Below are 23,692 nucleotides of genomic sequence, written 5' to 3' on the forward strand. Positions count from 1 at the left end.
AAAATCTAAAACTTTAGGCGTTTTTAAATTTTCATCAATATACCTAAATCGACTATTTTGTAGGGAAATAGAATTTATTTTTAATCTGAATTTTCCAGTAGAAGGTTTCGGAGGATTATCATCAAAAGCAGCTACAAACTTGTCTAAATTAGTGTCTTTTTCTCCTTTATATTGAATTATCTTCAGGTTTAATTCATCGGCTTGCAAGTCGCCCAAATAAGGATGCCCTTTTTCATATAATTTTTTATAGCTTAAAATAGAAGTATGAATTCGGTTAAAATGAAAAAGCGTATCGTTATGATGGTCTAAAGCCAAAACCCCTTTCAGTTTAACACCTCCAAACGGATTAATAGCCACTTTTTCAATAGTAATAGAAACACCAAAATCTTTTTTCAGCAGATCTGTAGCGTATTTTCCCAGCCTTGTTTGCACAACAGGTAATGCTAATAGTATAGCTACTAAAAGCACAAAAAGTACCATTCCAATTAAGGAACGAACCGCTATTTTTTTTACTGATTTAATATTTTATTTATTTAATTTTGCAAAACAAATCTATTTTTATTTGCTAATAGCAACAAAAATAAGCAATTTTGTAAGACTTATACAATACTTTTATACCAAAATTCATGCCTAACCTAACAAATTCGAAAAATATATACACTTTAGCAATTGAAAGCTCTTGCGACGATACCTCTGCAGCTGTTTTGTGCAATGACAAAGTGTTATCTAATATTGTGGCAGGACAAAAAGTTCATGAAGAATATGGCGGTGTGGTTCCCGAATTAGCATCAAGAGCGCATCAGCAAAATATTGTTCCGGTTGTGGAAATGGCAATTAAAAAAGCTGGAATTACAAAAGAAAATTTAAATTGCATTGCCTTTACTCAAGGCCCTGGTTTAATGGGTTCGCTTTTAGTTGGAGGAAGTTTTGCTAAATCGTTAAGTCTTGGTTTAGGAATTCCTTTAGTGGCAATTAACCATATGAAAGCACATATTTTAGCGCATTTTATTGATGAAGAAGGCTACGAAAAACCAAGTTTTCCATTTATTGCTTTAACCATTTCTGGAGGTCATACACAAATTGTAAAAGTTTCCAGTTTTTTTGAAATGGAAATTATTGGCGAAACTACAGATGATGCGGTTGGTGAAGCATTTGATAAAAGTGCTAAAATACTAGGACTTCCTTATCCTGGCGGACCTTTGATAGATAAGTATGCACAATTAGGCAATCCGAAAGCCTTTGTTTTTACCAAGCCAAAAGTACCAGGTTTGGATTTTAGTTTTAGTGGTTTAAAAACGCAAATTTTATATTTTATTCAGAAAAAATTAACAGAAAACGAACATTTTATCACTGAAAATTTAAATGATATTTGTGCATCAATACAACATACTATTATAGAAATTTTGATGGATAAGTTAAAATTAGCTGTATCAGAAACTGGTATTACACAAATTACTATTGGTGGTGGGGTTTCGGCAAATTCAGGTATAAGAAATACGTTAAAAGAAGCGGAATCAAAATACGGTTGGAAAACGTATATTCCAAAATTTGAATACACAACAGACAACGCTGCAATGATTGGAATTGTAGGTTATTATAACTTTTTAGAAGAAAATTTCAGCACAGCTGACGTCGTTTCTAAAGCAAGAATTGAATTTTAAAATTATGCAATTATTCTATAATTCCGATATAAAATCCGGCGATAAAACGTTTACTTTTGATAAAGAAGAAAGCAAACATATAATTAAAGTTTTGCGCAAACAAGAAGGTCATAAAATTCATATTACTAATGGATTAGGATATTTATTTGTATCTGAAATAATTTTAGGTTTAGAAAAAAAATGTGAAGTAAAAATTGTAGAAGAATCCTTTTTTAAACCTACCACTTTTTATACACATATTGCTGTAGCTCCTACTAAAATGCACGACAGAATGGAATGGTTTTTAGAAAAAGCTACTGAGATTGGCGTTCATGAAATAACACCTATTATTTGCGAACATTCTGAACGAAAAATATTCAAAACAGACAGAGCAGAAAAAATAATTCAATCGGCTACAAAACAATCTAATCAGTATTATTTACCAAAAATAAACGAGGCTATTACTTTATCCGAATTTCTTAAAAAAGATTATTCAGGTCAAAAATTTATCGCCCATTGTGAAGAAACAGATAAAAAATCTTTTGCTAAAGAAATTAAAAAAGATAATCCTATCATTATTTTAATTGGACCCGAAGGTGATTTTTCTACAAAAGAAATCAAAATGGCTATTGAAAATGAATTTATTCCTGTAACTTTGGGAAACACAAGATTAAGAACGGAAACTGCGGCTTTAGTAGCTTGTCATACAATTGTAATTCAAAATGAATAAATTTATAACTTTTGGAATTTTACTAGTTTGGAACTTAGGATTTTCTCAAGATATTGCCGTTTTAAAATATTCTGGCGGTGGCGATTGGTATGCCAATCCCACTTCTTTGCCTAATTTAGTGAAATTTTGCAATCAAAATATTAAAACTAAATTAAACCCTAAAGTCAATTCCGTTGATGTCGGAAGTGCTGAATTGTTTTTGTATCCATTTGTTCATATGACTGGACACGGAAACGTGGTTTTTAGTAATAACGACATTGAAAATCTTCAAAATTATTTAAATTCAGGCGGTTTTTTACATATTGATGATAACTATGGTATGGATGAATATATAAGAAAAGAAATAAAAAAACTCTTCCCAAATACCGCTTTAGTTGAAATTCCTAAAACACATGCTATTTTCCAAACGCCTTATTCTTTTCCAAATGGATTACCAAAAATTCATGAACACGATAACAAGCAACCTCAGGCATACGGTATTTTTATTGAAAACAGACTGGCGCTTTTATACACTTTTGAATGTGATTTAGGTGACGGATGGGAAAATCAAGAAGTACACAACGACCCTATAAACGTTAGAGAAAAAGCCCTAAAAATGGGAGCAAATATCTTGAATTATGTTTTTTCTAACTAATTTTTTTTATCTTTGTTAGAGTAAGAATTCCAGCCGGTAAATGAGTTGGGAAAACAAATAATTTTTTATCATGCAAAAAATTCCAAGTGTAGACTTACGTGATTTCCTGTCGGAAGATCCGGCACGTAAACAAAAATTTGTAAATGAAATCGGAAAAGCCTACGAAGAGATTGGTTTCGTAGCCTTAAAAGGTCATTTTTTAGATGACAATTTAGTTGAAAATCTGTATAGCGAAGTCAGAAATTTCTTCAGTTTACCTATTGAAACAAAAGAAAAATATGAAATTCCTGGTATTGGAGGACAAAGAGGCTATGTTTCGTTTGGAAAAGAACATGCAAAAGGACGTTCTGCTGGAGATTTAAAAGAATTTTGGCACTTTGGTCAATATGTAGATTCGAATTCAAAATACGCTAACGAATATCCTGAAAATGTATCAGTTTCTGAATTGCCTAATTTTAATAGCACCGGAAAAGAAGCCTATCAAATGTTAGAAAAAACAGGAATATATGTACTTCGTGCTTTGGCGTTATTTATTGGATTGGATGAATTTTATTTTGATGCTTACATTTCTGAAGGAAATAGCATATTAAGACCCATACATTATCCCCCAATTACTGATGAACCTAAAGACGGTGCTGTACGTGCGGCTGCGCATGGAGATATAAACCTAATTACTTTATTAATGGGTGCTCAAGGAAAAGGACTTCAGGTTCAAAACCACGATGGGCAATGGATTGATGCTATGGCGCAACCAGATGAATTAATGATAAATGTTGGAGATATGTTATCGCGCCATACCAATAACCGATTAAAATCTACGATTCATCAAGTAGTAAATCCACCAAGAGAATTATGGGGAACTTCACGATATTCTATTCCTTTTTTCATGCATCCGGTAAGTGATATGAAATTAGATTGTTTACCAGAATGTGTCGATGAAAAAAATCCAAAACTATTTGAAAACATAACTGCAGGCGTATTTTTGCACGAACGTTTGGTAGAATTAGGATTAATAAAAAAATAAAAAAAACAGTTTTACTTAACGTTTCGCTATTGCGATTCGGTTTAATCTGCGTACAAAAAATGGATTTACAAGACCAACTAAAAAACCTATTTCCAGACCATATTCCTTCAAATGAACCAGAAGAAACAGAGGTTATGCCGCATGAATTGTATGTTCAAAAAGAACCTATGATTTGTAAATATGAAAAACGAAAAGGAAAAGCCACCACTATAATTGAAGGTTACGAAGGAACGGATGAAGATTTTAAAGTTCTAGCCAAAGAAATCAAAACAAAATTAAGTGTGGGTGGAAGTTTTAAAGACGGCGCTATTATCCTTCAAGGCGATTACAGAGATAAAATAATGAAAATGCTTCAAGACAAAGGCTTTAAAACCAAACGTGTTGGCGGATAGTTTTTTTTGTATACTGAAAATTGTAAAATGTATATTGTAACCACATTTTCAAAATCATTATACAGTATACATATTACAATATACAATTTAGAAAAATGATAAAATCATCAGAATTAATATTAAATCCAGACGGAAGTGTTTATCACTTAAATTTGAAACCAGAACAAATTGCTTCTGATATTATTTTTGTTGGCGATCCAGAACGTGTATCAAAAATTACAAAACATTTTGAAACTATAGAATTTTCAACTCAGAAAAGAGAATTTAAAACAGAAACTGGAATTTATAAAGGCAAACGTATTTCGGTTCAGTCAACTGGAATAGGTCCTGATAATATTGATATAGTAATGAATGAACTTGACGCGTTAGTCAATATCGATTTACACACAAGAGAACTTAAACCAAATCATACAGCTTTAAACATCGTTAGAATTGGAACCTCTGGCTCGTTACAAGCTGATATACCTGTGGATAGTTGGGTAATGAGTAAATACGCCATTGGTTTGGACAATATGCTTCGCTCCTATTTAATTGAAGAACATTCTGATTCGGAATTAGAAGATGCGTTTATTTCACACACCAATTGGGATACAAGAAAAGGTAGACCAACAGTGTTGTCTTGTAATGAAACCTTAGAAAACAAAATCTATTCGGAAAAATTTCATAAAGGATTCACAGGAACTGCTGGCGGATTTTACGGACCTCAAGGTCGTGTAGTACGATTAAATATTCAAGATCCTGAATTAAATCACAAAATGGATACTTTTAATTATAACGGAACACGCATGACGAATTTAGAAATGGAAACGTCAGCTATTTATGGTTTAGGCAAATTATTAGGTCATAATTGTTTGTCGTTAAATGCAATTATTGCAAACAGAGCCGTAGGCGAATTTAGTTCGAATCCAGAAAAAACGGTAAATGAGTTAATTGCTTATACATTGGATAAATTGGTTGGGTAAATCAACACAGATTTAATTAAATCCTTAAAGCCATTACCCTTAAACCCATCACCCAAAACCTTATACCCAAAATATGAAACAAGTCAAAATAGCAGGCGTACCCGAACATTTCAACTTGCCTTGGCATATGTGCATTGAAAATGGCGAATTCAATGAAGCTGGAATCGATTTGCATTGGACTGACGTGCCTGAGGGGACTGGAAAAATGTGCCAAATGTTGCGTGATAATGAAACCGATATTGCCATTATTTTAACGGAAGGAATTATTAAAGAACTAACTGAAAATCCGCACAGTTCAATTGTGCAAGTTTTCGTGAAATCACCCTTAATATGGGGAATTCACGTAGATGGAAAAGCCAAATATAATTCGGTTTCAGATTTAGAACATAAAATTTCAGCTATAAGCCGATTGGGTTCTGGTTCCCATTTAATGAGTTTTGTAAATGCAGAAAAAAACAACTGGAACATTAGTGCTATTCCATTTGAAATCGTAAATAATTTAGACGGAGCAATTGCAAGTCTTTCTGAAGGAAAATCAGATTATTTTATGTGGGAAAAATACACCACAAAACCTTTAGTAGATAGTGGAACGTTCAAGCGTGTTGGCGAATGCCCTACTCCTTGGCCTTGTTTTGTAATTGCTGTTAGAAATGAATTTTTAGTCGAAAACAAATCTGTAATGGCTTTAATTTTAGAAATAATAAACGCTACAACTGAAGAATTCAAATACATTCCAAGCATCGATAGAACACTGGCTTCAAGATATGGGCAAAAAGTAGAAGACATTCAACAATGGTTAAGTCAAACCCAATGGAGTCAGAAAAATTTAGATGAAAAAACAGTTCAAATCGTTCAAAACCAACTTTTTGAGTTGAATATTATTTCTAAAAAAGTCGATTTTAACCAGATAGTTAAAAACATATAAAAAACAAATCAAATTATATTGTTGCTTCAATTTTAACTACTTTTGAATTCTAAATAAAAAGAAATTCTCTATTTCTAAAAATGGCATTTTTTTTAACCTCTTTTTTTGATAAAATATCGTCTTGGCTTATCGCAAATAAGTTCAGAGAAAATGTCTTGTTTTTAATTTTAGCTTTTTTAATCAGTACCCCTGTTTTTATTTATTTCAGAAAAAATATTTATTATTTTGATGCTGAAATACCGTACGATAAAATCATAGTTTTTATACTGCTTTTACTTTTATTTTTATTGATTTTAAAATGGTTAAGAAAAAAAGTTTTATATTCTATAACTATTTATATCATAACATTCGTATTTGCTTCTATACAAGGCAACTACTCTCTTTTTCAAGTAATTACTGCTTATAAAATTATTTTTTTAAGCGATGAAATGCAGAAAGAAGAAACCTTTTTAGAACAAAAAACCTTAAAACCTTTCCCAAATAAAAGTAGTGTTTTTAAGAGTGTCGATTTTGCCAATTCAAAAGTCAGAAATTTTGCTTTATACGCCATAAATACACATTTTACCAAAACCCCTTACTATTCCGTGAACAGAAAATTAATACAATATTTTGCGGTTTTTAAAGAAGTAAATTCACGGTGGAATTATGTAAATGACCCAAAAGAACAAGAATATTTTGCAAGTGGTAGCGAAAGTTTATTGTATTTTTCAGGTGATTGTGATGACCACGCTATTTTAATGTGCGCCGCAATAAAATCTATTGGAGGCAGCATGCGATTAATTCATACAGGAAGACATATGTATCCAGAATTATTATTGGGTACTGAAAAAGAATTAGAAACTGCTATGTATCTAATTAGTAATGAATTATTTAAAGACATTTCTAAAGGAAGAACAATTTATTTTCATCGTGATGAAAAGGGAAAAATTTGGTTAAATTTAGATTATACAGCTCATTATCCTGGAGGTCCCTTTTTAGGTGAAGAAGTGTTAAGTATTTTAGATTTACAACAACCTAATACTACCATTCAATCGACATTTTTTCAATAGATTTTAAATACGTATTGGTTTGACTAAAATGTTTATTTCCAAACCAAAACCCTCTATTTGCACTTAACGGTGATGGGTGTCCGCATTCCAAAACTAGGTGTTTTTCTCTGTTAATTTTAGTTCCTTTTTTTTGAGCAAAACTTCCCCAAAGTAAAAAAACAATATTATTACAATTATCTGATATATAATTAATTACATTGTCTGTAAAAATGTTCCACTTTAAGTGTTTATGACTATTTGCTTCGTCTTTTCTTACCGATAAACTGGCGTTTAAAAGCAATATGCCTTGTTGTGCCCAACGCTCTAAATTTCCGTTTGTTGGTAAAAATATAGAATCAAAATCGGAATTAATTTCTGCAAAAATATTTCTTAATGAAGGTGGAATTTTAATGCCGTCATTTACCGAAAAACATAAGCCATTTGCTTCGCCAACTCCGTGATATGGATCTTGACCAATAATAACAACTTTTAAATCATTCAAATTACATTTATCAAATGCATTAAAAATTAAATCTTTTGGTGGAAAACAAATAGAACTATCATATTCAAATTCAACTTCTTGTATTAGTTTTGTAAAATAATCTTTTTGAATTTCATCTTTGAAAAATGATTTCCAAGATAAATCAATATTGTCATAGAGCATATTTATAGTTTTTACAAATATAAAACTTTATCTTTTGTAACTTTGCAATCATCATAGAATTTCAAAATGATTTCAATAACCGAAAAAACACTAAAAGATTTAGAGTTTCATACCGTTTTACAAACGATTTCTGACCGTTGCAATACAGAAATTGGAATGGAAAAAGCGCTTAAAATTCAGCCATTTAAAAGTAAAGAAATTTTATTTGCAGAATTAGCGTATACGAATGAATATGTTGCTTCTTTTAGTAATAACAATGCCTTGCCAAATCACGGCTTTGAAACGGTTACTGCTGATTTAAAACTATTAGCTATTGAAGATAGTTTCTTAGAGTTAGTAGCCATTAAAAAAATATTAGATTTAAGTAAATCTACCAACGAATATTTAAAATTTTTAAAGAAATTTTCAGATTATTATCCAGAATTATATAAAAAATCTATCCAAATTGAGTTTACGCCTTATATTTCAAAATCTATTGAAGAAATTGTAAATAAATTTGGAGAAATTAAAGATGATGCGTCGCCCGATTTAGTAAATATCAGACGAAGTATTAATGTAGTTCGAGGAAAAATAAATCAAAGTTTTGGAATGGCCTTGTCGCACTTCAATTCATTAGGCTATTTAGATGACATAAAGGAAACCGTTGTTGATAACCGTAGGGTTTTAGCGGTTCAAGCGATGTATCGAAAAAAAGTAAAAGGTTCTATTTTAGGGAATTCAAAGACTGGAAGTATTGCCTATATTGAACCAGAAACTACGTTAAAATATTCTCGAGAATTGAATGTTTTAGAGTTTGAAGAGCGTGAAGAAATTATGCGCATATTACGTATGCTTTCTGCAACTATTCGTCCTTATGCACCTTTAATTTCTCAGTATCAGGAGTTTCTTTCCGATATGGATGTGATTGCTGCAAAAGCAAAATATGCCAACCGAATTAACGGAATACTTCCCAAAATAAATGAAGAAAAGCGTTTGTTTTTTAGAGAAGCCTTCCATCCTATTTTACTTTTAAATAATAAAGCTGAAAACAAACCCACGTTTCCTCAAACCATTGAATTAGAAAGTACGAATAGAATTATTGTAATTTCAGGTCCTAATGCCGGCGGAAAAACGATTTCCTTAAAAACTATTGGCTTATTACAATTGATGTTGCAATGCGGAATGCTAATTCCTGTTCACGAGCGAAGTGAAACGTTTTTATTTGATAGAATTTTAACGGATATTGGCGACAACCAATCTATTGAGAATCACTTAAGTACATACAGTTATCGTTTAAAGAATATGAATTATTTCTTAAAAAAATGTAACGATAAAACCTTATTTTTAATAGACGAATTTGGTACAGGTTCTGATCCAGAATTGGGAGGTGCTTTAGCAGAAATTTTCTTAGAAGAATTTTACGACAGAGAAGCGTACGGTATTATTACTACGCATTACACCAATTTAAAAATATTAGCCAGCGAATTGCCTTTTGCAAGCAATGCCAATATGTTATTTGATGAAAAATCACTGGAACCTATGTATAAATTACATTTAGGCCAGCCAGGAAGTTCGTTTACATTTGAAGTAGCTCAGAAAAATGGGATTCCGTACGGATTAATTAATCGTGCGAAAAAGAAAATTGAAAATACAAAAGTACGATTTGATAAAACCATTGCTACGCTTCAAAAAGAACGCTCTAAAATGGAGAAAACTTCGGTTTCATTAAAAGAAGAAGAAAGCAAGGCACGTGAGGAAAGTAAGAAAATGGAAACCATAAATGTTAAAATTCAAGATAAATTAGAACGTTATCAGGAATTGTATGACGCCAATCAGCGTTTGATTTATATGGGACAAAAAATTGATGATATTGCAGAAAAATACTTCAACAATAAAGACAAAAAGACATTAATTGGCGAATTTTTAAAAGTAGTTGAAATTGAAAATTCGAAACGAAAAAAACTTTCTGCCAAAGAGAAAAAAATCAAAGAAGTTGTTGTAAAACAAGTGATTGCTGAAGTAAATGTAAAGGTTGAAGAAATTCGTACCGAGAAAAAAGAAAAGAAAATAAAGGCCAAATTGGTACCTGAAAAACCAGTTGTTGTATTAAAAGTTGGCGATAGAGTCCGAATGAAAGACGGTAAAGCCATCGGAACCATTGAGAAAATCGAGAAAAATAAAGTTTCAATAAACTATGGCGTTTTTATGTCGAAAGCCAATTTAGAGGACTTGGAATACGTGCAACCAAGTTAATAAGGCAATTTGATAATTCTTCAACATGTCAATTCATCGGCACATCGAAAAATTGAAAATTGACACATTAATAAAGACTCTCACCATTTAAATCAGTAGTTAACACATCGCTCATATAATTGAAAAAAGGTCGCATCGCTGCAAAAGTGGCGATTACTTCTTCTTTAAAATTTGATGACATCACTTCTTTGTTTGAAAATTTTCTGGTTAGTAAATATTGCTTTTTTCTAATTAAATCAATATTTGGATGTGTTTTATCGAAATTTTTCGGAGCGGTTTTTAATTCTTCACCTTCCAAAGTTTTAAACATTTTTTTGAAAGTTGCATCTGCGATAATTTCTCTTAAATCAGAAGCATCCAATTCTAATTCTTTTCTAATTCGTAATAAATCTTCGTTGTTAGGTTCCCAAAATCCGCCACCAACAAAGCTTGCGCCATTTTCAATATGGAGATACATTCCACCACGAAGCATTGGTTTAGTTCTGGAAAATCCGACAGAAAAATGATTTTTATAAGGTAGTTTATTTTTAGAAAAACGCACATCTCTATAAATTCTAAACACTTGCATTTTTTCTAAACTATCTATTTTTTCTAAATCGGTAAAGACTTCTGTAAAAAAAGCTTTTGCCAAATTATTTTCGGTTTCAAAGCGTTTTTTATTTTCGGTAAACCAATCGCGATTGTTGTTTTTGCTTAGTAACTCTAAAAATTCAAAAGTTGATTTTGTTAGCATAAGTAGTTCTTAAAATTAAATTGAATCATTTAGTTTACTGTTTTTGTAACTGAATGTGAAATAAATTACCAATCCGATAACCAACCAAACGCCAAACCACATCCAATTAGAAACTGCCATTCCTGTTAATAAATAACAACAAGAAATTAAACCTAATAATGGAATTAAAGATAAGTTTTTAGTGAAAGATAAAACTGTCATTACTATACAAACAAGTATAAAAACCAACATTGGAATATTTGTCGCTAATTTATCAATTGAAAAATCGAAAAGATTTGTAAAAAAATCTGGCACATATTTTACGATTAAAATAGTAGCAATAGCAACTAATACTGGAAAAATAAACTTAGAATTCACATACGGAATTCTGAATTTTCCTTTAGTTTCACGTTCTGCGATTTCGGTTTCGCTTTGAGGAGAAAGCATTAAAACACCTCCACAAACTAATACGAACGCAAATAAAGTTCCGATACTTGTAAAATCTAATACAAAATTTTCATCAGTAAAAAAGATTGGAATTCCTACCACTAAACCTGTTACAAGTGTAGCAAAACTCGGTGTTTTGTATTTTGGATGAATTGTTGAAAAACGTTTTGGCATTAAACCATCACGACTCATCGTCATCCAAATTCTTGGTTGTCCCATTTGAAAAACCAATAACACACTTGTCATAGCTACAACAGCAGCAATTGAAACCACAAACAACATCCATTTTACACCTTTTAAAGCAAAAATTTCAGCTAAAGGATCACTTACGCCTAACAATTCATAAGACACCATACCGGTGATAACAAGCGCTAAAACAATAAAAACTACGGTACAAATTACTAATGAATATATCATACCTTTTGGTAAATCGCGTTGTGGATTTTTACTTTCTTCTGCTAAAGTGGAAACCGCATCAAATCCAATATAAGCAAAGAAAACAGCAGAAACGCCGCCCATTACTCCGCTAAAACCATTTGGCATAAATGGCGTCCAATTATCAATATCTACATAAAAAGCACCTACAATAATTACCAAAACAATTATTGCTAACTTTATATATACCATAGCATTGCTAAAGTTTTTAGATTCTTTTGTACCTCTGTAAACCAAATAAGTGATTAGAATATTAATAACCACCGCTGGTAAATCGAAAATTACTTTCAAATTCCCTAACATTGGAGCGTTTTTCCACGCTGCTAATCCTTCGTCGCCTTTACTTGCTAAAAACGCGGCGTGTGCCGATTTATAATTTATAGTCAACCATTCTGGTAAATGAATTCCAAAACTTTCCAATAAATTGGTAAAATAGCCACTCCAAGAAAAAGCAATATAAATGTTACCTATGGAATACTCCATAATTAATGCCCAACCAATTATCCAAGCAAAAAGTTCTCCAAAAGAAACGTAAGCATACGTATACGCACTACCGGAAACAGGCACACGAGAAGCAAATTCTGCGTAACACATTGCTGTAAAACCACAAGCAATGGCACACATAATATATAAAAGTACCACGGCAGGTCCACCTGAAAAACAAGCGTTTCCAATGGCGCTAAATGTTCCACCACCAATGATAGCAGCTATTCCAAAAAAAGTTAAATCTCTTACTGTTAATACTTTATTTAAACCAGAATGTTCTCCGTCTCCGCCTTGTTTTAATATCGTTGTAATCGATTTTTTTCTGAAAATTTTCATTTTTTAATATAATTTAGGTTAGCAAAGCAAATATAGAATTTAAATTGTAATTGTTTTCAGTTATTAATATGAAATATTGATAATCAAAATCTATTATTAAATAAATTTATATAATCAAAACATATTGTTTTGTTCTAAAATAGGCGTAAATTTGCAGTAGAAAATTAATATAAAATAAATAATTATGGCCTTAGTAGGAAAACAATTCCCAAACATTACGGTTGACGCTATCTCAGAAATGGGTGACAACTTAAGAATTAACGTATTAGAAGAAGCAACAAAAAACAACAAAAAAGTAATTTTATTTTGGTACCCAAAAGACTTTACATTTGTTTGTCCAACTGAATTACACGCTTTTCAAGCTGCTTTAGGTGAATTTGAAAAAAGAAACACAATTGTAATTGGTGCTTCTTGCGATACTAACGAAGTGCACTTTGCTTGGTTAAACACAGCAAAAAATAATGGTGGTATTGAAGGTGTTACGTATCCTTTATTAGCTGATACAACTCGTAATTTAGCAAACGCTTTAGATATTTTAGATGTAGCCGATGAATTTAACGAAGAAACTGGTGATTATTTATTAACTGGATCAAATGTTACTTTCCGTGCCACATACTTAATTGACGAAACTGGTAAAATTTTCCACGAAAGTGTAAACGATATGCCATTAGGTAGAAATGTAAACGAATATTTACGTTTAGTTGATGCCTACACACACGTACAAACTAAAGGTGAAGTTTGTCCTGCAAACTGGGAAGAAGGAAAAGATGCTATGAGTGCTGACAGAAATAGTACAGCAAGTTATTTAGCTTCACACTAATAATTTTGTTTCAAGTTTCAGGTTTCAGGTTATTCAACTTGGAACTTGAAACATAAAACTTTAAACTAAGAAAAAATGTTTCAAGAAATCGAAAAAGATAATTTAGCTGAAATAGTAGCTAATAATGAAGTAGTATTGGTACAATTTTCTGCAACTTGGTGTGGAAATTGTCGCATTATGAAACCAAAATTTAAAAAAATGGCTTCAGAAAATGAAAGCGTTCCTTTTTTGGTTGTAGATGCAGAACAATTTACTGAATCAAGAAAACTTGCCAATGTAGATAATTTACCAACATTTGCTGCTTTTAAAAATGGTGTTTTAGTAAATCAAACACAAACAAATAAAGCGGAAGTTTTAGCTGAATTAGTAGCTCAAGTACTGTAAATTTAGACGAGTTAGACTTCCCAGAAAATTTGAAAGTCTACAAATCTAAAATGACTAAAATCTAACAAATAAAAAATATGAAATTACCTGTAATAAAACACTTGACACAATTTGTGGAAGAAAACGATGCCGATTATATAATTGAAACCATAGCTGTTTTAGAACACTTAACAGAATTAGAATCCTTAAAAGATGAAGAATTAGATGTTATTGGTGAGTTAATTTCAAATATGTATGGTGCCATTGAAGTTAATAAAATGATTAAAGGTGGGAAAGATAAAAAATCAGCCCTTAATGATTTTATGAAACGCGTTTTAGGCGCTATTGACAAATAAAAAAACGCTCAAAAGAGCGTTTTTTTTTATTTATAACAATGAAATTATTTAAATTCTGTCAAAATACATCGCTTTTACTACACCATCAGATAATCCAATCTTTGGCACATAAATATGGTTCGCACCACTCCATCTCATCGCACTTAAATATATAGAAAGTGCAGGAATAATTACGTCGGCACGGTCGGTATTTAAGCCTAATTCGGAAATTCTTTGTTCATATGTTAAGGCGTTTATATGATCAAATTGCGATTTTAAATACTTGTATGTCAATGGTTTATCTTGCGTTTTACCTGATAATTTAAATGCCTTATTGATGTTTCCACCAGAACCAATCATAATTATATTACCTAAGCCTTCAGTATTGGTTTTAATCCATTTTTCAATTTCTTGCCAAACTACTTCGTTTACCATATTATTCAACATTCGAACCGTACCATTTTTGAATGATTTTGAAACCAACATTTTTCCATTAGAAAACAAAGAAAACTCCGTACTTCCTCCTCCAACATCTACGTAAAGATAATTTTCATTTGTTTTTATAAAATGATGCAAATCTGATGAAGCAATAATTGCGGCTTCTTTTTTGCCATCTATAATTTCAATTTTTATATCTGTTTTTTTCTTTATGATTTCGGCAACTTCTTTACCATTGTATGCTTCACGCATTGCAGAGGTGGCACAAGCCATAAATTTTTCGACTTTATAGACTTTCATTAATAATTTAAATGCGTGTATAGCATCAATCATTCTGTCGATATTTTCATCTGAAATTTCACCTACCGTAAAAGCATCTTGTCCTAAACGAATTGGCACACGAATTAAGGCACTTTTATTAAATTGTACTTCTTTGCCTTTTTGCTCAATAATATTAGTAATTAACAATCGCATCGCATTGGAACCAATATCTATTGCAGCATATTTTTTTATTTGAATCATTAATGTGTTTATATAATTTCTGGAAGTATTACTTCCAATTTGTTCTGATAGTGCTTGTACATTTCTTGTTGAGCTCTAAATACTTTGTCTTCGCCACGTTTTCTGTATAAATTTTCAAATTTATCTGAATGTAATCGCGCTTTTACGTTTGCTTTCCATCCTATACCAAAAGTATCTATTAAATCTTGTTTAATTTCTTCATCATAAATTGGACAAGTTACTTCAACTCGAGCATCAATATTTCTGGTCATAAAATCGGCAGAAGAAATAAATACTTCAGGATTGTCATTGTTCCCAAAAATAAACACGCGTGAATGTTCTAAATAATTATCGACAATACTAATCGCTTCAATGTTTTCGCTGTAATTTTTTAATCCTGGAACCAAACAACAAATACCTCTAATTATCAATTTTATTTTAACACCTGCGTTACTTGCTTCGTATAATTTATCTATCATTTTATAATCTGATAAACTATTCATTTTCAAATTAATGTAAGCTGGCTTGCCTTCTGAAGCGTTTTTAATTTCTCTATCAATCAATTTAACAAAACGAGAACGGGTGTAATGTGGTGAAACAATTAAATGTTTATAACGATGTACTCTATAATTTACTTCAAAAAATTCAAATACTTTTGACATATCCTTCAAAATTTTTGAATCACTTGTAAACAAGGTTACATCGGTGTAAATTTTAGCAGAAGATTCACTGAAATTTCCTGTAGAAACAAATCCGTATCTCTTAATTTCATCGTCTTCCAATCTTTCTACTAAACAAATTTTACTATGTACTTTTAGTCCTTTTACACCAAAAATTAAGTTAATGCCCTCTTCTTGCATTTGTTCGGCATAAGAAATATTACTTGCTTCGTCAAAACGGGCTTGTAATTCAATTTGAACTGTAACTTTCTTTCCGTTTTTTGCAGCATTAATAAGCGAACTTACTATTTGAGAATTTTTAGACAATCGATACAAGGTAATTTTTATAGATTGCACTTTAGGATCTAAAGCCGCTTCTCTTAAAAATCGAATAACATAAGAGAAAGATTGATATGGCGCGTGCAATAAATAATCTTTTTCTTTAATGCTTTGTAGCATACTTCCATCTAAACTTAAACCTTGAATGGGTAATGGCACATTTTGTTTGTACAACAAATCATATCGTCCAAGATTTGGAAAATCCATATAATCTCTTCGGTTATGATATCTTCCACCAGGAATAATGGAATCGGAACTATCAATTTTCATTCTGTTTAGAAAAAACTCTAACGTGTCTTTTTCAATTGCTTGGTCATATACGAAACGTACGGGCTCACCTACTCTACGTTCTTTAACACTGTATGATATTTTTTCAATTAAACTTTTGCTCAAGTCTGAATCGAATTCCAATTGCGCATCTCGAGTTATTTTTATCATATGTGCATCAATACTTTCATAGTCAAAAATATTGAAAATATGGTCTAAACTATATCGAATTACATCGTCTAATAAAATAATATATTGTTTATCTGAATTTGAAGGTAAAACAACAAATCTGTTAATTGTTTTTGGAATTTCAACAATGGCGTATCTAATTTCTTTATCGTTTACTAATTGAGAAATTAGTCCAGATTTGTTAGTATTCATTACCAATTTTACGGCTAAATATCCAGAAGTGTCTTTAATTAAAGGAAATTCAACTAAATCATTTAACATAATGGTTACTAATTCAGGACTTACTTTTTGAATGAAAAATTCCTTAATAAACGTTTCTTGATCTTTATTTATTTGCTTTTCATTAATGATATAAATACCCTGTTTTTCAAGTTTTTTTTCAATATCGTTTAATATTCGTAAACTTTCAGATTGATGTTCAATTACAATTTCTGTAATATCCTTCAACAATTGTTCTGCAGAAATATCACCTAACATTGGTTTAGTATCAATTTTTTCTAATGTCATTCTGCGAATTGCAGCATAACGAACACGGAAAAACTCATCTAAATTATTCGAAAAAATACCTAAAAATCGTAATCTATCTAATAACGGTACATTTTCGTCTGCGGCTTCTTGCAACACTCTTGCGTTAAATGCTAACCAGCTTTTTTCTCTATCTATGTATGGGTTCATTCTTTTTGTTTATTCTGTTTAATTAGACGTAATAGTGTCTAAAGTATTGGTTTTACAATTAATTTAAACTAAAAATATGTACTACCAAATTTAGGCATAAAGGTATTGTTTTCAATGATATTTAACAAAATTTGATGAAAATATAACATTTATTCAATCCGTAATTTTATATTTTTTAAAGGAATTTATAAAACAAAAACAGCATCAAAACGAGTTTTAATGCTGTAAGTATAGTTTTAATTCTGAAATTATATTTTAATCCCTGGAGGTAATAATTGTTGAAATTTTTTATTTTTTCTAAAAAAAGAAACAATTTTTGTGTTGGTTGGTACTACTTTAAACTTTCGTTCTTCAGCGATATCTAACACAGAAGTTATAAATTGATTTACTTTTTCTTCTTGTTCGTTTTCATTCGCGCAAAGCTTTGTTAAAAATATTTTTCGCTCCTGAATGGCATATTCAATCGTTAAAAGTCCGCAAGCGGTTTTTGTTTCAAATTGTCTTAATAATTCATTGTCTTTAATTTCCTCAACTAACATAAATCTGGGTTTTAAATACTAACAAATCTTAATTGTTTGTTAAAATGTCTGCAAATTTACAAAAAAATAAAGACAAATCAAGTAGTAAACAAATGAAAATCATAACAATAGAAAATTATTTGTTAAATTTTGATATTTATATCTAAAAAAGAAACCCATTTAAAATTAAAATTATAATTTTAAGGCACAAAATCATCAAACTAATGTCGAAAACACACGTTTACTTTGTTCCGGGTTTAGCAGCAAGTATAGAAATATTTGAAAATATAAAATTACCCAAAGAACAATTTGAAATGCATTATTTAGAGTGGATTTTACCTCTGCATCACGAAACCATAAAGAATTACGCCAAAAGAATGTGCGAAGGCATTACACACGAAAATTGTGTATTAGTAGGTGTTTCATTTGGTGGAATAATGGTACAAGAAATGTCTGAAATCATTAAAACTCAAAAAGTTATTATTATTTCAAGTGTAAAAAGCAACCAGGAATTGCCAATTCATATGAAATTAGCCAAGGCTACAAAATTATACAAAGCACTTCCTACCAGTCTTTTAAGTCAAGTAAATTATTTATCAAGATATATAAAAGGCAGGGGGTTATTGGCAAAACGCGTAAAATTATATAACCGCTATTTATTTATGAAACAAACAAAATATTTGGATTGGGCAATTGAAAATGTATTACTTTGGCAAAGAAGCATACCTGATGAAAAAGTAATTCACATCCACGGTGATGATGATATGGTATTTCCAATTTCTAATATTAAAAATTGTATTGTTGTTAAAGGTGGTACACATATTATGATTGTAAATAAGTATAAATGGTTAAATGAAAATTTGCCCAAACTCATCTTAAAATGAATATCTTTGTTGTTATTAATACTCTCAAATAACCCGAATATAAATGAAAAACTTACATAAAACACCAATTTTAATCCCTTTGTTTATTATTTGCGGATTTTTAATTTATGCTACTTCATACCAAAACGTGCCAAAAAAAAATCATGTAGAATATCCGACTGATATGGATTTTTGTGGTGAAAAAGTACCTACTGATCAAGCAGATGTAAAAGAACGTTTGGACAGAGAAATGTTAGTGAATATCAATTTAAATGCTTCAACAGCCATTCTTATAAAAAGAGCAAATAAAGTGTTTCCAATTATTGAACCTATACTTGCAAAATATAATGTGCCCGATGATTTTAAATATTTAGCTGTTATTGAGAGCGGCTTAATAAATGCCATTTCGCCATCTGGTGCTAAAGGTGTTTGGCAATTTATGCCAGGAACTGCTAAGGAAAGTAAATTAGAAGTAACAGAACAAGTAGACGAGCGCTATCACATTGAAAAATCTACGCAAGCTGCTTGTGAATACTTAATTAAAGCCAAAAACAAATTCGGAAATTGGACAGTAGCTGCCGCATCTTACAATGGTGGCATGACAGGATTACAAAATCACATTAATTTTCAACAAACTTCAGATTATTATAATTTATGGCTAACCGAAGAAACTTCTCGTTATGTATTTAGAATTTTAGCTTTGAAAGAAATTATGAAAAATCCAGAAAAATATGGCTATCTAATTCCAAAAGAAGCTTTATATCCGAAAATTAGCACAAAAAAAATAATGGTGGACTCTACTATCACAAATTTGTCTACATTTGCTATACGTCAGGGGATTAACTATAAAATTTTAAAAACACATAACCAATGGTTGCGTGATAAAAAATTAGACAATCCAACAAAAAAAGTTTACGAAATTGAAATTCCATTAGAAGGATATAATAAATAAAATGAAAAGTAAAATGACCTTACAAATAATATTGTCTTTAATTCTTATCGGGATTTTAGCAGGTGTCCTAAGCGGATTAGTTGGCGTTGGTGGCGGCATAATTATGGTGCCTTTATTAGTGCTATTTTTCGGATTTAATCAGCACCAAGCACAAGGCACAAGTCTGGCTGTTTTGGCAGTCCCAGTAACTGCAGTAGCTGTTTTTACGTATTATAAAGAAGGTCAAATTAATATAAAATACGCTGCCATAATTGCTGCTTTTTTTGTTATTGGAAGTATATTTGGAAGTAAACTTGCCTTAACATTAGATCAAAAAATGTTGAAGAAAATTTTTGCTGTAGTGTTATTAGTCATTGCAGGAAAAATGCTTTTGGATAAATAATTTATTTGCCTTGAAAAGAAAAAAAATTGTAATTTCAGGTATTAACATGGTTGAAGGTGGTATTTTCACTATCCTTCATAATGCGTTACAAGAACTTTCCAATTTTGTTAAAAATGATGAAGTTGAAATTATTGCTTTGGTTCATGATGCCTCGAAATTTCAATTTTCAAATATTACTGTAATTGAAATACCACGCTCAAAAAAATCTTGGTGGTTTCGATTATATTACGAATATTTTTATTTTAAAAAACTTTCAAAAAAATTACAACCTGATATTTGGTTTTCGCTTCATGATACCACTCCAAATGTAGTGGCTAAAAAACAATTCGTGTATTGCCATCACCCTACAACACTTTTTAAACCCACTTGGAAAGATTGGAAATTTGATTATAAAATTGGCGTTTTTTCCGTTTTATATGATTTTTTATTTAAGATAAATATTAAAAAAAATCATACAGTTTTCGTACAACAACATTGGATAAAAGAAATTTTCGAAAAGCGATTTAACATCACAAATATAAAAGTTGCCATTCCAGAATATATAGAAGAAATTTCGACTTATTTTTTTCCATTTGAGCCAAATAAAATTCACTTTTTTTATCCAAGTTTTCCAAGAAGCTATAAAAATCATGATGTTATTTTAGAAGCCATAAAATTATTGCCTAAAAACATTTCAGAACAGACGCAATTTCATTTTACAACGATTAAAGATTCTAAAGAAAAATACGCGCAATTTTTAGTGAAAGAATATGGTTTTTTAGAAAATGTGCATTTTTATGGAAAAGTAAAACGAAATCAGTTACTTTCAATGTATAATGCTATGGATTGTTTACTTTTTCCATCAAAAATAGAAACTTGGGGCTTGCCAATTTCCGAATCAAAAGCATACAACAAACCGATGTTTTTAGCTAATTTATCCTATGCAAAAGAAGCTTGTGGGAATTATGAAAAGGTGTCGTTTTTTGATGAAAATAATGCTACTGTGTTGGCAAAACTAATTACTGAATTTGTAGAAGAAAAACATATGTTTCAAGGAAATACTTCGCCTTTTGATACCAGTAATGACTTACACAACTGGAAAGAAGTATTCCAATATATTTTAACTGATTAAGATGGCATTTTTTACCGTAATAATTCCGCTTTATAATAAAGAAAAGTATATTGAAAACGCAATAAAAAGTGTTCTTAATCAGACGTTTACGGATTTTAATTTAGTAATTGTAAACGATTGTTCTACTGATAAAAGTGTAGAAATTGCCTCTAAATATATTTCAGATACGGTTGAAATTATTCATCATGAAAAAAATGCTGGGTTGGCTGCCGCAAGAAATACTGGAATTAAAAACACAAATAGCAATTACATTACCTATTTAGATGCAGATGATTTATGGAAACCTAATTTTTTAGAAAGTATCTTTCAATTAATTCAAAATTTTCCAGAAGCGCGAATTTTTGGTACAAATTATGAAGAAATTTGGGGTGCTGTAATTAAAAATCCACACAATGGTTCTGAAATTTTACCGATAGATTTTAAAGGTTATATTAATTTTTTCAAAATAAATCTAAAACAAGGAATTTACACGCACGGTTCTGTATGTTTTCATAAAGAAGTGTTTGAAAAAATTGGGTATTATAACGAAGATATTGGATTTTCAGAAGATTTAGATTTTAACATTAGAGCCAATTACAATTTTAAATTAGCGTATGAAAACTCGGTACAGATGAGTTATTTTATGCAAACCCAAAACCAACTTACACAAAGTTCTATATTACATAAAACCATTCCTGATTTTGATACTTATGAAAATTGGGCAAAAACAAATTCTGATTTAAAAAAATATCTCGACTTCGAACGATATGTTTTAGGAAAACGCTTGAAGAAAAACAACGATTTACGTTGGAAAAAAATGATTGCGAATATTGATTCAAAAAACTTAAATTGGAAACAAAATGTTCTTTTAAAAATGCCTCGATTTGTTTTAAATTTGCTGGATAAATTGAAGTCGTTTTTGTTAAAATTAGGTATAAAAACAAGTACGTATTAATACATAGCAGTAAAGAAATAATTTTCGCTTCAGATAAGGTTGCTTAATTATTCTGAAACAAGTTCAGAATGACAAAAATTAATCTTTCAAAAAGCTCAAATAATCCTTGTAATTTCTGATGTAATCCGCTTCCGAAAATTCTTCTGAAGCCAACACCAAACACACCGAACCCGAAGAAAAGTTTTCTAATTCGCGCCAAATATTATTTTCAATTAGCAAACCTTTATCAGGCCTGTTTAACGTAATAATTTCTTTCGATTTTCCATCCTTCAAAACCACATCAAAACTTCCCGAAATAGCAAGTATAACTTGTTTTAGTTTTTTATGTGCGTGACCTCCTCGTTTTGCACCACTTGGAACATCAAACAAATAATATACGCGTTTAACATCAAAAGGAATCGTATCATTTTCAACAACACCAATATTACCTTTTGCATTGTTTATTTTTGGAATATCTATAATTTTGTAGTTCATTTTTATATTTGTTTTTTAAAAACATTTAACCATTCGTTACCAATATTTTCTATGCTAAACTGTTTCACACTAAATAACGCGTTTTCTTTACAATGTAAATATAAATTATTATCTGTTACGAACAGATTCATTGCCTCAATAAGTTTTTCTTGATGTTGATTTTCAATTAACAATCCGTTGTTTTTATCATTAATAATTTCATTAGGTCCTGACGCATAATCCCAAGAAATTATTGGTGTGCCACAAGCTAAAGATTCTAACAAAACCATTGGCATACCTTCATATTTACTGGTTGAAATTGTAAATAATGCGTTTTTATAATAGCGAAACGGATTTTTTACGTTGCCTTTAAAAATTACCATATCTTGTAAATTATAACTTTCTGCTAATTTTATCCATTTGTTTTTCAATTTGCCTTCACCTAAAATAAGTATTTTTATATTTTTAGAAGGTAACATAGAATTGGCATAACATTCAATTAATTTATTAAACTGCTTGATGTTTTTATTCATACTTCCAGCAGATAAAACATATTGAAAATCGTCAGCTATTTCTTGTTTTGATTGCTTTGAAATCAACTCAAAATCAATAGGGTTATAAATTAATTTTGTAGGCAAAAAATTATATTTACTACTCACTTTTTCATAAATTCCTTTCGAAACGGTAATAAATTGCTCACAATTTCTATATAATAATTTCGCTAAGAATTTGTTTTTTGGCACATACGACTTAAGTTTATAACTGTGTATGGTTTGAATGAATTTTGGAAACACAAAATTGTGAATAATCATTTCTTGTAAAAAATACTCTTTGGTTCGAAAGTCAATTACATAATCGAAATGATTGGTGTCAAAAAATTGCTTCAAGGCAAAAAATCGTTTACTTCTACTCCACCAACTATTTCTTTTATCTTTTAAATGCTCTAAATGAAATAATTTACCAGAATAATTATAATCTACTTTTCCTGAAAACACAACGTGATATACTTCAGTCTCTTTATTTTCAAAATAGTTGGATAATAATGCTGCACAGCGTTCGGCACCTCCATCAGAAAGCGTTACGGTAACCAAGCAAATTTTTAATTTGTGAGATTTTTGACTCAAAAGTTATAGTTTTTAACAAATATAAAAATATTCAATAAACTATGGTTGTCATTCTTTAAATTTATAAATACTTTGTATATTTGAACAACAATAATAGGCCTAAATATATGACATTTATTAAA

At 30.3% G+C, this 23,692-nt stretch carries 26 protein-coding genes; 17 read left to right on the top strand and 9 right to left on the bottom strand.

The window, feature by feature from the left end; translation table 11 throughout:
* Positions 1-522 (bottom strand): DUF748 domain-containing protein (locus ABWO04_RS04375; RefSeq protein ID WP_502903963.1); only part of this gene is annotated, 522 nt, incomplete at its 3' end.
* A gap of 104 nt (positions 523-626) precedes the next feature.
* Between ABWO04_RS04375 and tsaD the strand changes: the two genes are divergently transcribed.
* From tsaD to ABWO04_RS04415, 8 genes are all read left to right on the top strand, one after another.
* Positions 627-1,661, top strand: a complete 1,035-nt coding sequence (gene tsaD / locus ABWO04_RS04380) for a tRNA (adenosine(37)-N6)-threonylcarbamoyltransferase complex transferase subunit TsaD (protein ID WP_353077674.1) — start codon at positions 627-629, stop codon at positions 1,659-1,661.
* A gap of 4 nt (positions 1,662-1,665) precedes the next feature.
* Entirely contained in the window at positions 1,666-2,370 is a 705-nt protein-coding gene (locus tag ABWO04_RS04385) for a 16S rRNA (uracil(1498)-N(3))-methyltransferase (RefSeq protein ID WP_353077676.1), read from the top strand.
* Positions 2,363-3,004, top strand: a complete 642-nt coding sequence (locus ABWO04_RS04390) for a DUF4159 domain-containing protein (RefSeq protein WP_353077678.1) — start codon at positions 2,363-2,365, stop codon at positions 3,002-3,004. The genes ABWO04_RS04385 and ABWO04_RS04390 overlap by 8 nt, the downstream gene beginning before the upstream one ends.
* Positions 3,005-3,074: 70 nt before the next feature.
* Positions 3,075-4,028 (top strand): isopenicillin N synthase family dioxygenase, encoded by a 954-nt coding sequence (locus ABWO04_RS04395; protein ID WP_353077680.1) that lies wholly within the window; start codon positions 3,075-3,077, stop codon positions 4,026-4,028.
* 59 nt (positions 4,029-4,087) lie between these two features.
* Positions 4,088-4,420, top strand: a complete 333-nt coding sequence (locus ABWO04_RS04400; protein ID WP_291241889.1) for a translation initiation factor — start codon at positions 4,088-4,090, stop codon at positions 4,418-4,420.
* A 95-nt stretch (positions 4,421-4,515) separates the two neighbouring features.
* Complete coding sequence (locus ABWO04_RS04405) at positions 4,516-5,382, top strand: nucleoside phosphorylase (protein ID WP_353077682.1); 867 nt, start codon at positions 4,516-4,518, stop codon at positions 5,380-5,382.
* 73 nt (positions 5,383-5,455) lie between these two features.
* On the top strand, positions 5,456-6,307 hold the full coding sequence (locus tag ABWO04_RS04410; protein ID WP_353077684.1) for a substrate-binding domain-containing protein: 852 nt from the start codon (positions 5,456-5,458) through the stop codon (positions 6,305-6,307).
* A gap of 80 nt (positions 6,308-6,387) precedes the next feature.
* Positions 6,388-7,356, top strand: coding sequence for a transglutaminase (locus ABWO04_RS04415; protein ID WP_353077686.1), 969 nt, complete (start codon positions 6,388-6,390; stop codon positions 7,354-7,356).
* Here the strand turns inward: ABWO04_RS04415 and ung are convergent.
* Positions 7,328-7,999, bottom strand: coding sequence for a uracil-DNA glycosylase (ung, locus tag ABWO04_RS04420; RefSeq protein ID WP_353077688.1), 672 nt, complete (start codon positions 7,997-7,999; stop codon positions 7,328-7,330). The genes ABWO04_RS04415 and ung overlap by 29 nt on opposite strands.
* Before the next feature lie 66 nt (positions 8,000-8,065).
* Here ung and ABWO04_RS04425 point away from each other — a divergent pair, with 66 nt between their 5' ends.
* Positions 8,066-10,231, top strand: a complete 2,166-nt coding sequence (locus ABWO04_RS04425; RefSeq protein ID WP_353077690.1) for an endonuclease MutS2 — start codon at positions 8,066-8,068, stop codon at positions 10,229-10,231.
* Between the two features lie 67 nt (positions 10,232-10,298).
* On the opposite strand, the gene ABWO04_RS04430 is transcribed toward ABWO04_RS04425, so the two are convergent.
* Positions 10,299-10,964: a DUF2461 domain-containing protein gene (locus ABWO04_RS04430; protein ID WP_353077692.1), complete on the bottom strand. Its 666-nt coding sequence runs from the start codon at positions 10,962-10,964 to the stop codon at positions 10,299-10,301.
* Between the two features lie 15 nt (positions 10,965-10,979).
* Positions 10,980-12,647: an amino acid permease gene (locus tag ABWO04_RS04435; RefSeq protein ID WP_353077694.1), complete on the bottom strand. Its 1,668-nt coding sequence runs from the start codon at positions 12,645-12,647 to the stop codon at positions 10,980-10,982.
* A 184-nt stretch (positions 12,648-12,831) separates the two neighbouring features.
* On the opposite strand from ABWO04_RS04435, the gene ABWO04_RS04440 reads away from it, so the two are divergent.
* The 3 genes from ABWO04_RS04440 (at position 12,832) to ABWO04_RS04450 (ending at position 14,186) form a co-directional block, all read left to right on the top strand.
* Positions 12,832-13,467: a peroxiredoxin gene (locus ABWO04_RS04440; RefSeq protein WP_353077695.1), complete on the top strand. Its 636-nt coding sequence runs from the start codon at positions 12,832-12,834 to the stop codon at positions 13,465-13,467.
* Between the two features lie 75 nt (positions 13,468-13,542).
* The gene (locus tag ABWO04_RS04445) at positions 13,543-13,851 is read left to right on the top strand and encodes a thioredoxin family protein (protein ID WP_353077697.1); all 309 of its coding nucleotides are present in this window, start codon (positions 13,543-13,545) and stop codon (positions 13,849-13,851) included.
* A gap of 77 nt (positions 13,852-13,928) precedes the next feature.
* Complete coding sequence (locus ABWO04_RS04450) at positions 13,929-14,186, top strand: DUF6952 family protein (RefSeq protein WP_353077699.1); 258 nt, start codon at positions 13,929-13,931, stop codon at positions 14,184-14,186.
* 48 nt (positions 14,187-14,234) lie between these two features.
* On the opposite strand, the gene ABWO04_RS04455 is transcribed toward ABWO04_RS04450, so the two are convergent.
* The 3 genes from ABWO04_RS04455 to ABWO04_RS04465 form a co-directional block, all read right to left on the bottom strand.
* A complete protein-coding gene (locus ABWO04_RS04455) occupies positions 14,235-15,125 on the bottom strand; it encodes a Ppx/GppA phosphatase family protein (protein WP_353077701.1) in 891 nt (296 codons plus the stop codon).
* An 8-nt stretch (positions 15,126-15,133) separates the two neighbouring features.
* Positions 15,134-17,233, bottom strand: a complete 2,100-nt coding sequence (gene ppk1, locus ABWO04_RS04460; protein WP_353077703.1) for a polyphosphate kinase 1 — start codon at positions 17,231-17,233, stop codon at positions 15,134-15,136.
* A gap of 248 nt (positions 17,234-17,481) precedes the next feature.
* Positions 17,482-17,772 carry an N-acetyltransferase gene (locus ABWO04_RS04465; RefSeq protein ID WP_291241876.1) on the bottom strand — a complete coding sequence of 97 codons (291 nt, stop codon included), beginning with the start codon at positions 17,770-17,772 and terminating at the stop codon, positions 17,482-17,484.
* A 203-nt stretch (positions 17,773-17,975) separates the two neighbouring features.
* Here ABWO04_RS04465 and ABWO04_RS04470 point away from each other — a divergent pair, with 203 nt between their 5' ends.
* The 5 genes from ABWO04_RS04470 to ABWO04_RS04490 are packed head-to-tail and all read left to right on the top strand — an operon-like array spanning position 17,976 to position 21,993.
* Positions 17,976-18,635, top strand: coding sequence for an alpha/beta hydrolase (locus ABWO04_RS04470; RefSeq protein WP_353077705.1), 660 nt, complete (start codon positions 17,976-17,978; stop codon positions 18,633-18,635).
* A gap of 43 nt (positions 18,636-18,678) precedes the next feature.
* Complete coding sequence (locus ABWO04_RS04475; RefSeq protein ID WP_353077707.1) at positions 18,679-19,566, top strand: lytic transglycosylase domain-containing protein; 888 nt, start codon at positions 18,679-18,681, stop codon at positions 19,564-19,566.
* A 1-nt stretch (position 19,567) separates the two neighbouring features.
* A complete protein-coding gene (locus ABWO04_RS04480; protein WP_291241873.1) occupies positions 19,568-19,948 on the top strand; it encodes a sulfite exporter TauE/SafE family protein in 381 nt (126 codons plus the stop codon).
* Between the two features lie 10 nt (positions 19,949-19,958).
* Positions 19,959-21,059 carry a glycosyltransferase gene (locus ABWO04_RS04485; protein WP_353077708.1) on the top strand — a complete coding sequence of 367 codons (1,101 nt, stop codon included), beginning with the start codon at positions 19,959-19,961 and terminating at the stop codon, positions 21,057-21,059.
* A gap of 1 nt (position 21,060) precedes the next feature.
* Positions 21,061-21,993 (top strand): glycosyltransferase family 2 protein, encoded by a 933-nt coding sequence (locus ABWO04_RS04490; RefSeq protein ID WP_353077710.1) that lies wholly within the window; start codon positions 21,061-21,063, stop codon positions 21,991-21,993.
* 78 nt (positions 21,994-22,071) lie between these two features.
* On the opposite strand, the gene ABWO04_RS04495 is transcribed toward ABWO04_RS04490, so the two are convergent.
* Positions 22,072-22,467, bottom strand: coding sequence for a sugar 3,4-ketoisomerase (locus ABWO04_RS04495; RefSeq protein ID WP_353077711.1), 396 nt, complete (start codon positions 22,465-22,467; stop codon positions 22,072-22,074).
* 2 nt (positions 22,468-22,469) lie between these two features.
* Positions 22,470-23,570 (bottom strand): glycosyltransferase, encoded by a 1,101-nt coding sequence (locus tag ABWO04_RS04500; protein WP_353077712.1) that lies wholly within the window; start codon positions 23,568-23,570, stop codon positions 22,470-22,472.
* Between the last annotated feature and the right edge of the window lie 122 nt (positions 23,571-23,692).

This window comes from Flavobacterium sp., assembly GCF_040382755.1.
In the GTDB taxonomy this organism is placed as follows: Bacteria; Bacteroidota; Bacteroidia; order Flavobacteriales; family Flavobacteriaceae; genus Flavobacterium.

What these genes read in the sequence shown, in the direction of transcription:
- tsaD (WP_353077674.1), top strand. Translation starts at nt 627, where the DNA reads ATGCCTAACCTAACAAATTCGAAAAATATATACACTTTAGCAATTGAA.
- ABWO04_RS04385 (WP_353077676.1), top strand. Translation starts at nt 1,666, where the DNA reads ATGCAATTATTCTATAATTCCGATATAAAATCCGGCGATAAAACGTTT.
- ABWO04_RS04390 (WP_353077678.1), top strand. Translation starts at nt 2,363, where the DNA reads ATGAATAAATTTATAACTTTTGGAATTTTACTAGTTTGGAACTTAGGA.
- ABWO04_RS04395 (WP_353077680.1), top strand. Translation starts at nt 3,075, where the DNA reads ATGCAAAAAATTCCAAGTGTAGACTTACGTGATTTCCTGTCGGAAGAT.
- ABWO04_RS04400 (WP_291241889.1), top strand. Translation starts at nt 4,088, where the DNA reads ATGGATTTACAAGACCAACTAAAAAACCTATTTCCAGACCATATTCCT.
- ABWO04_RS04405 (WP_353077682.1), top strand. Translation starts at nt 4,516, where the DNA reads ATGATAAAATCATCAGAATTAATATTAAATCCAGACGGAAGTGTTTAT.
- ABWO04_RS04410 (WP_353077684.1), top strand. Translation starts at nt 5,456, where the DNA reads ATGAAACAAGTCAAAATAGCAGGCGTACCCGAACATTTCAACTTGCCT.
- ABWO04_RS04415 (WP_353077686.1), top strand. Translation starts at nt 6,388, where the DNA reads ATGGCATTTTTTTTAACCTCTTTTTTTGATAAAATATCGTCTTGGCTT.
- ung (WP_353077688.1), bottom strand. Translation starts at nt 7,999, where the DNA reads ATGCTCTATGACAATATTGATTTATCTTGGAAATCATTTTTCAAAGAT.
- ABWO04_RS04425 (WP_353077690.1), top strand. Translation starts at nt 8,066, where the DNA reads ATGATTTCAATAACCGAAAAAACACTAAAAGATTTAGAGTTTCATACC.
- ABWO04_RS04430 (WP_353077692.1), bottom strand. Translation starts at nt 10,964, where the DNA reads ATGCTAACAAAATCAACTTTTGAATTTTTAGAGTTACTAAGCAAAAAC.
- ABWO04_RS04435 (WP_353077694.1), bottom strand. Translation starts at nt 12,647, where the DNA reads ATGAAAATTTTCAGAAAAAAATCGATTACAACGATATTAAAACAAGGC.
- ABWO04_RS04440 (WP_353077695.1), top strand. Translation starts at nt 12,832, where the DNA reads ATGGCCTTAGTAGGAAAACAATTCCCAAACATTACGGTTGACGCTATC.
- ABWO04_RS04445 (WP_353077697.1), top strand. Translation starts at nt 13,543, where the DNA reads ATGTTTCAAGAAATCGAAAAAGATAATTTAGCTGAAATAGTAGCTAAT.
- ABWO04_RS04450 (WP_353077699.1), top strand. Translation starts at nt 13,929, where the DNA reads ATGAAATTACCTGTAATAAAACACTTGACACAATTTGTGGAAGAAAAC.
- ABWO04_RS04455 (WP_353077701.1), bottom strand. Translation starts at nt 15,125, where the DNA reads ATGATTCAAATAAAAAAATATGCTGCAATAGATATTGGTTCCAATGCG.
- ppk1 (WP_353077703.1), bottom strand. Translation starts at nt 17,233, where the DNA reads ATGAACCCATACATAGATAGAGAAAAAAGCTGGTTAGCATTTAACGCA.
- ABWO04_RS04465 (WP_291241876.1), bottom strand. Translation starts at nt 17,772, where the DNA reads ATGTTAGTTGAGGAAATTAAAGACAATGAATTATTAAGACAATTTGAA.
- ABWO04_RS04470 (WP_353077705.1), top strand. Translation starts at nt 17,976, where the DNA reads ATGTCGAAAACACACGTTTACTTTGTTCCGGGTTTAGCAGCAAGTATA.
- ABWO04_RS04475 (WP_353077707.1), top strand. Translation starts at nt 18,679, where the DNA reads ATGAAAAACTTACATAAAACACCAATTTTAATCCCTTTGTTTATTATT.
- ABWO04_RS04480 (WP_291241873.1), top strand. Translation starts at nt 19,568, where the DNA reads ATGAAAAGTAAAATGACCTTACAAATAATATTGTCTTTAATTCTTATC.
- ABWO04_RS04490 (WP_353077710.1), top strand. Translation starts at nt 21,061, where the DNA reads ATGGCATTTTTTACCGTAATAATTCCGCTTTATAATAAAGAAAAGTAT.
- ABWO04_RS04495 (WP_353077711.1), bottom strand. Translation starts at nt 22,467, where the DNA reads ATGAACTACAAAATTATAGATATTCCAAAAATAAACAATGCAAAAGGT.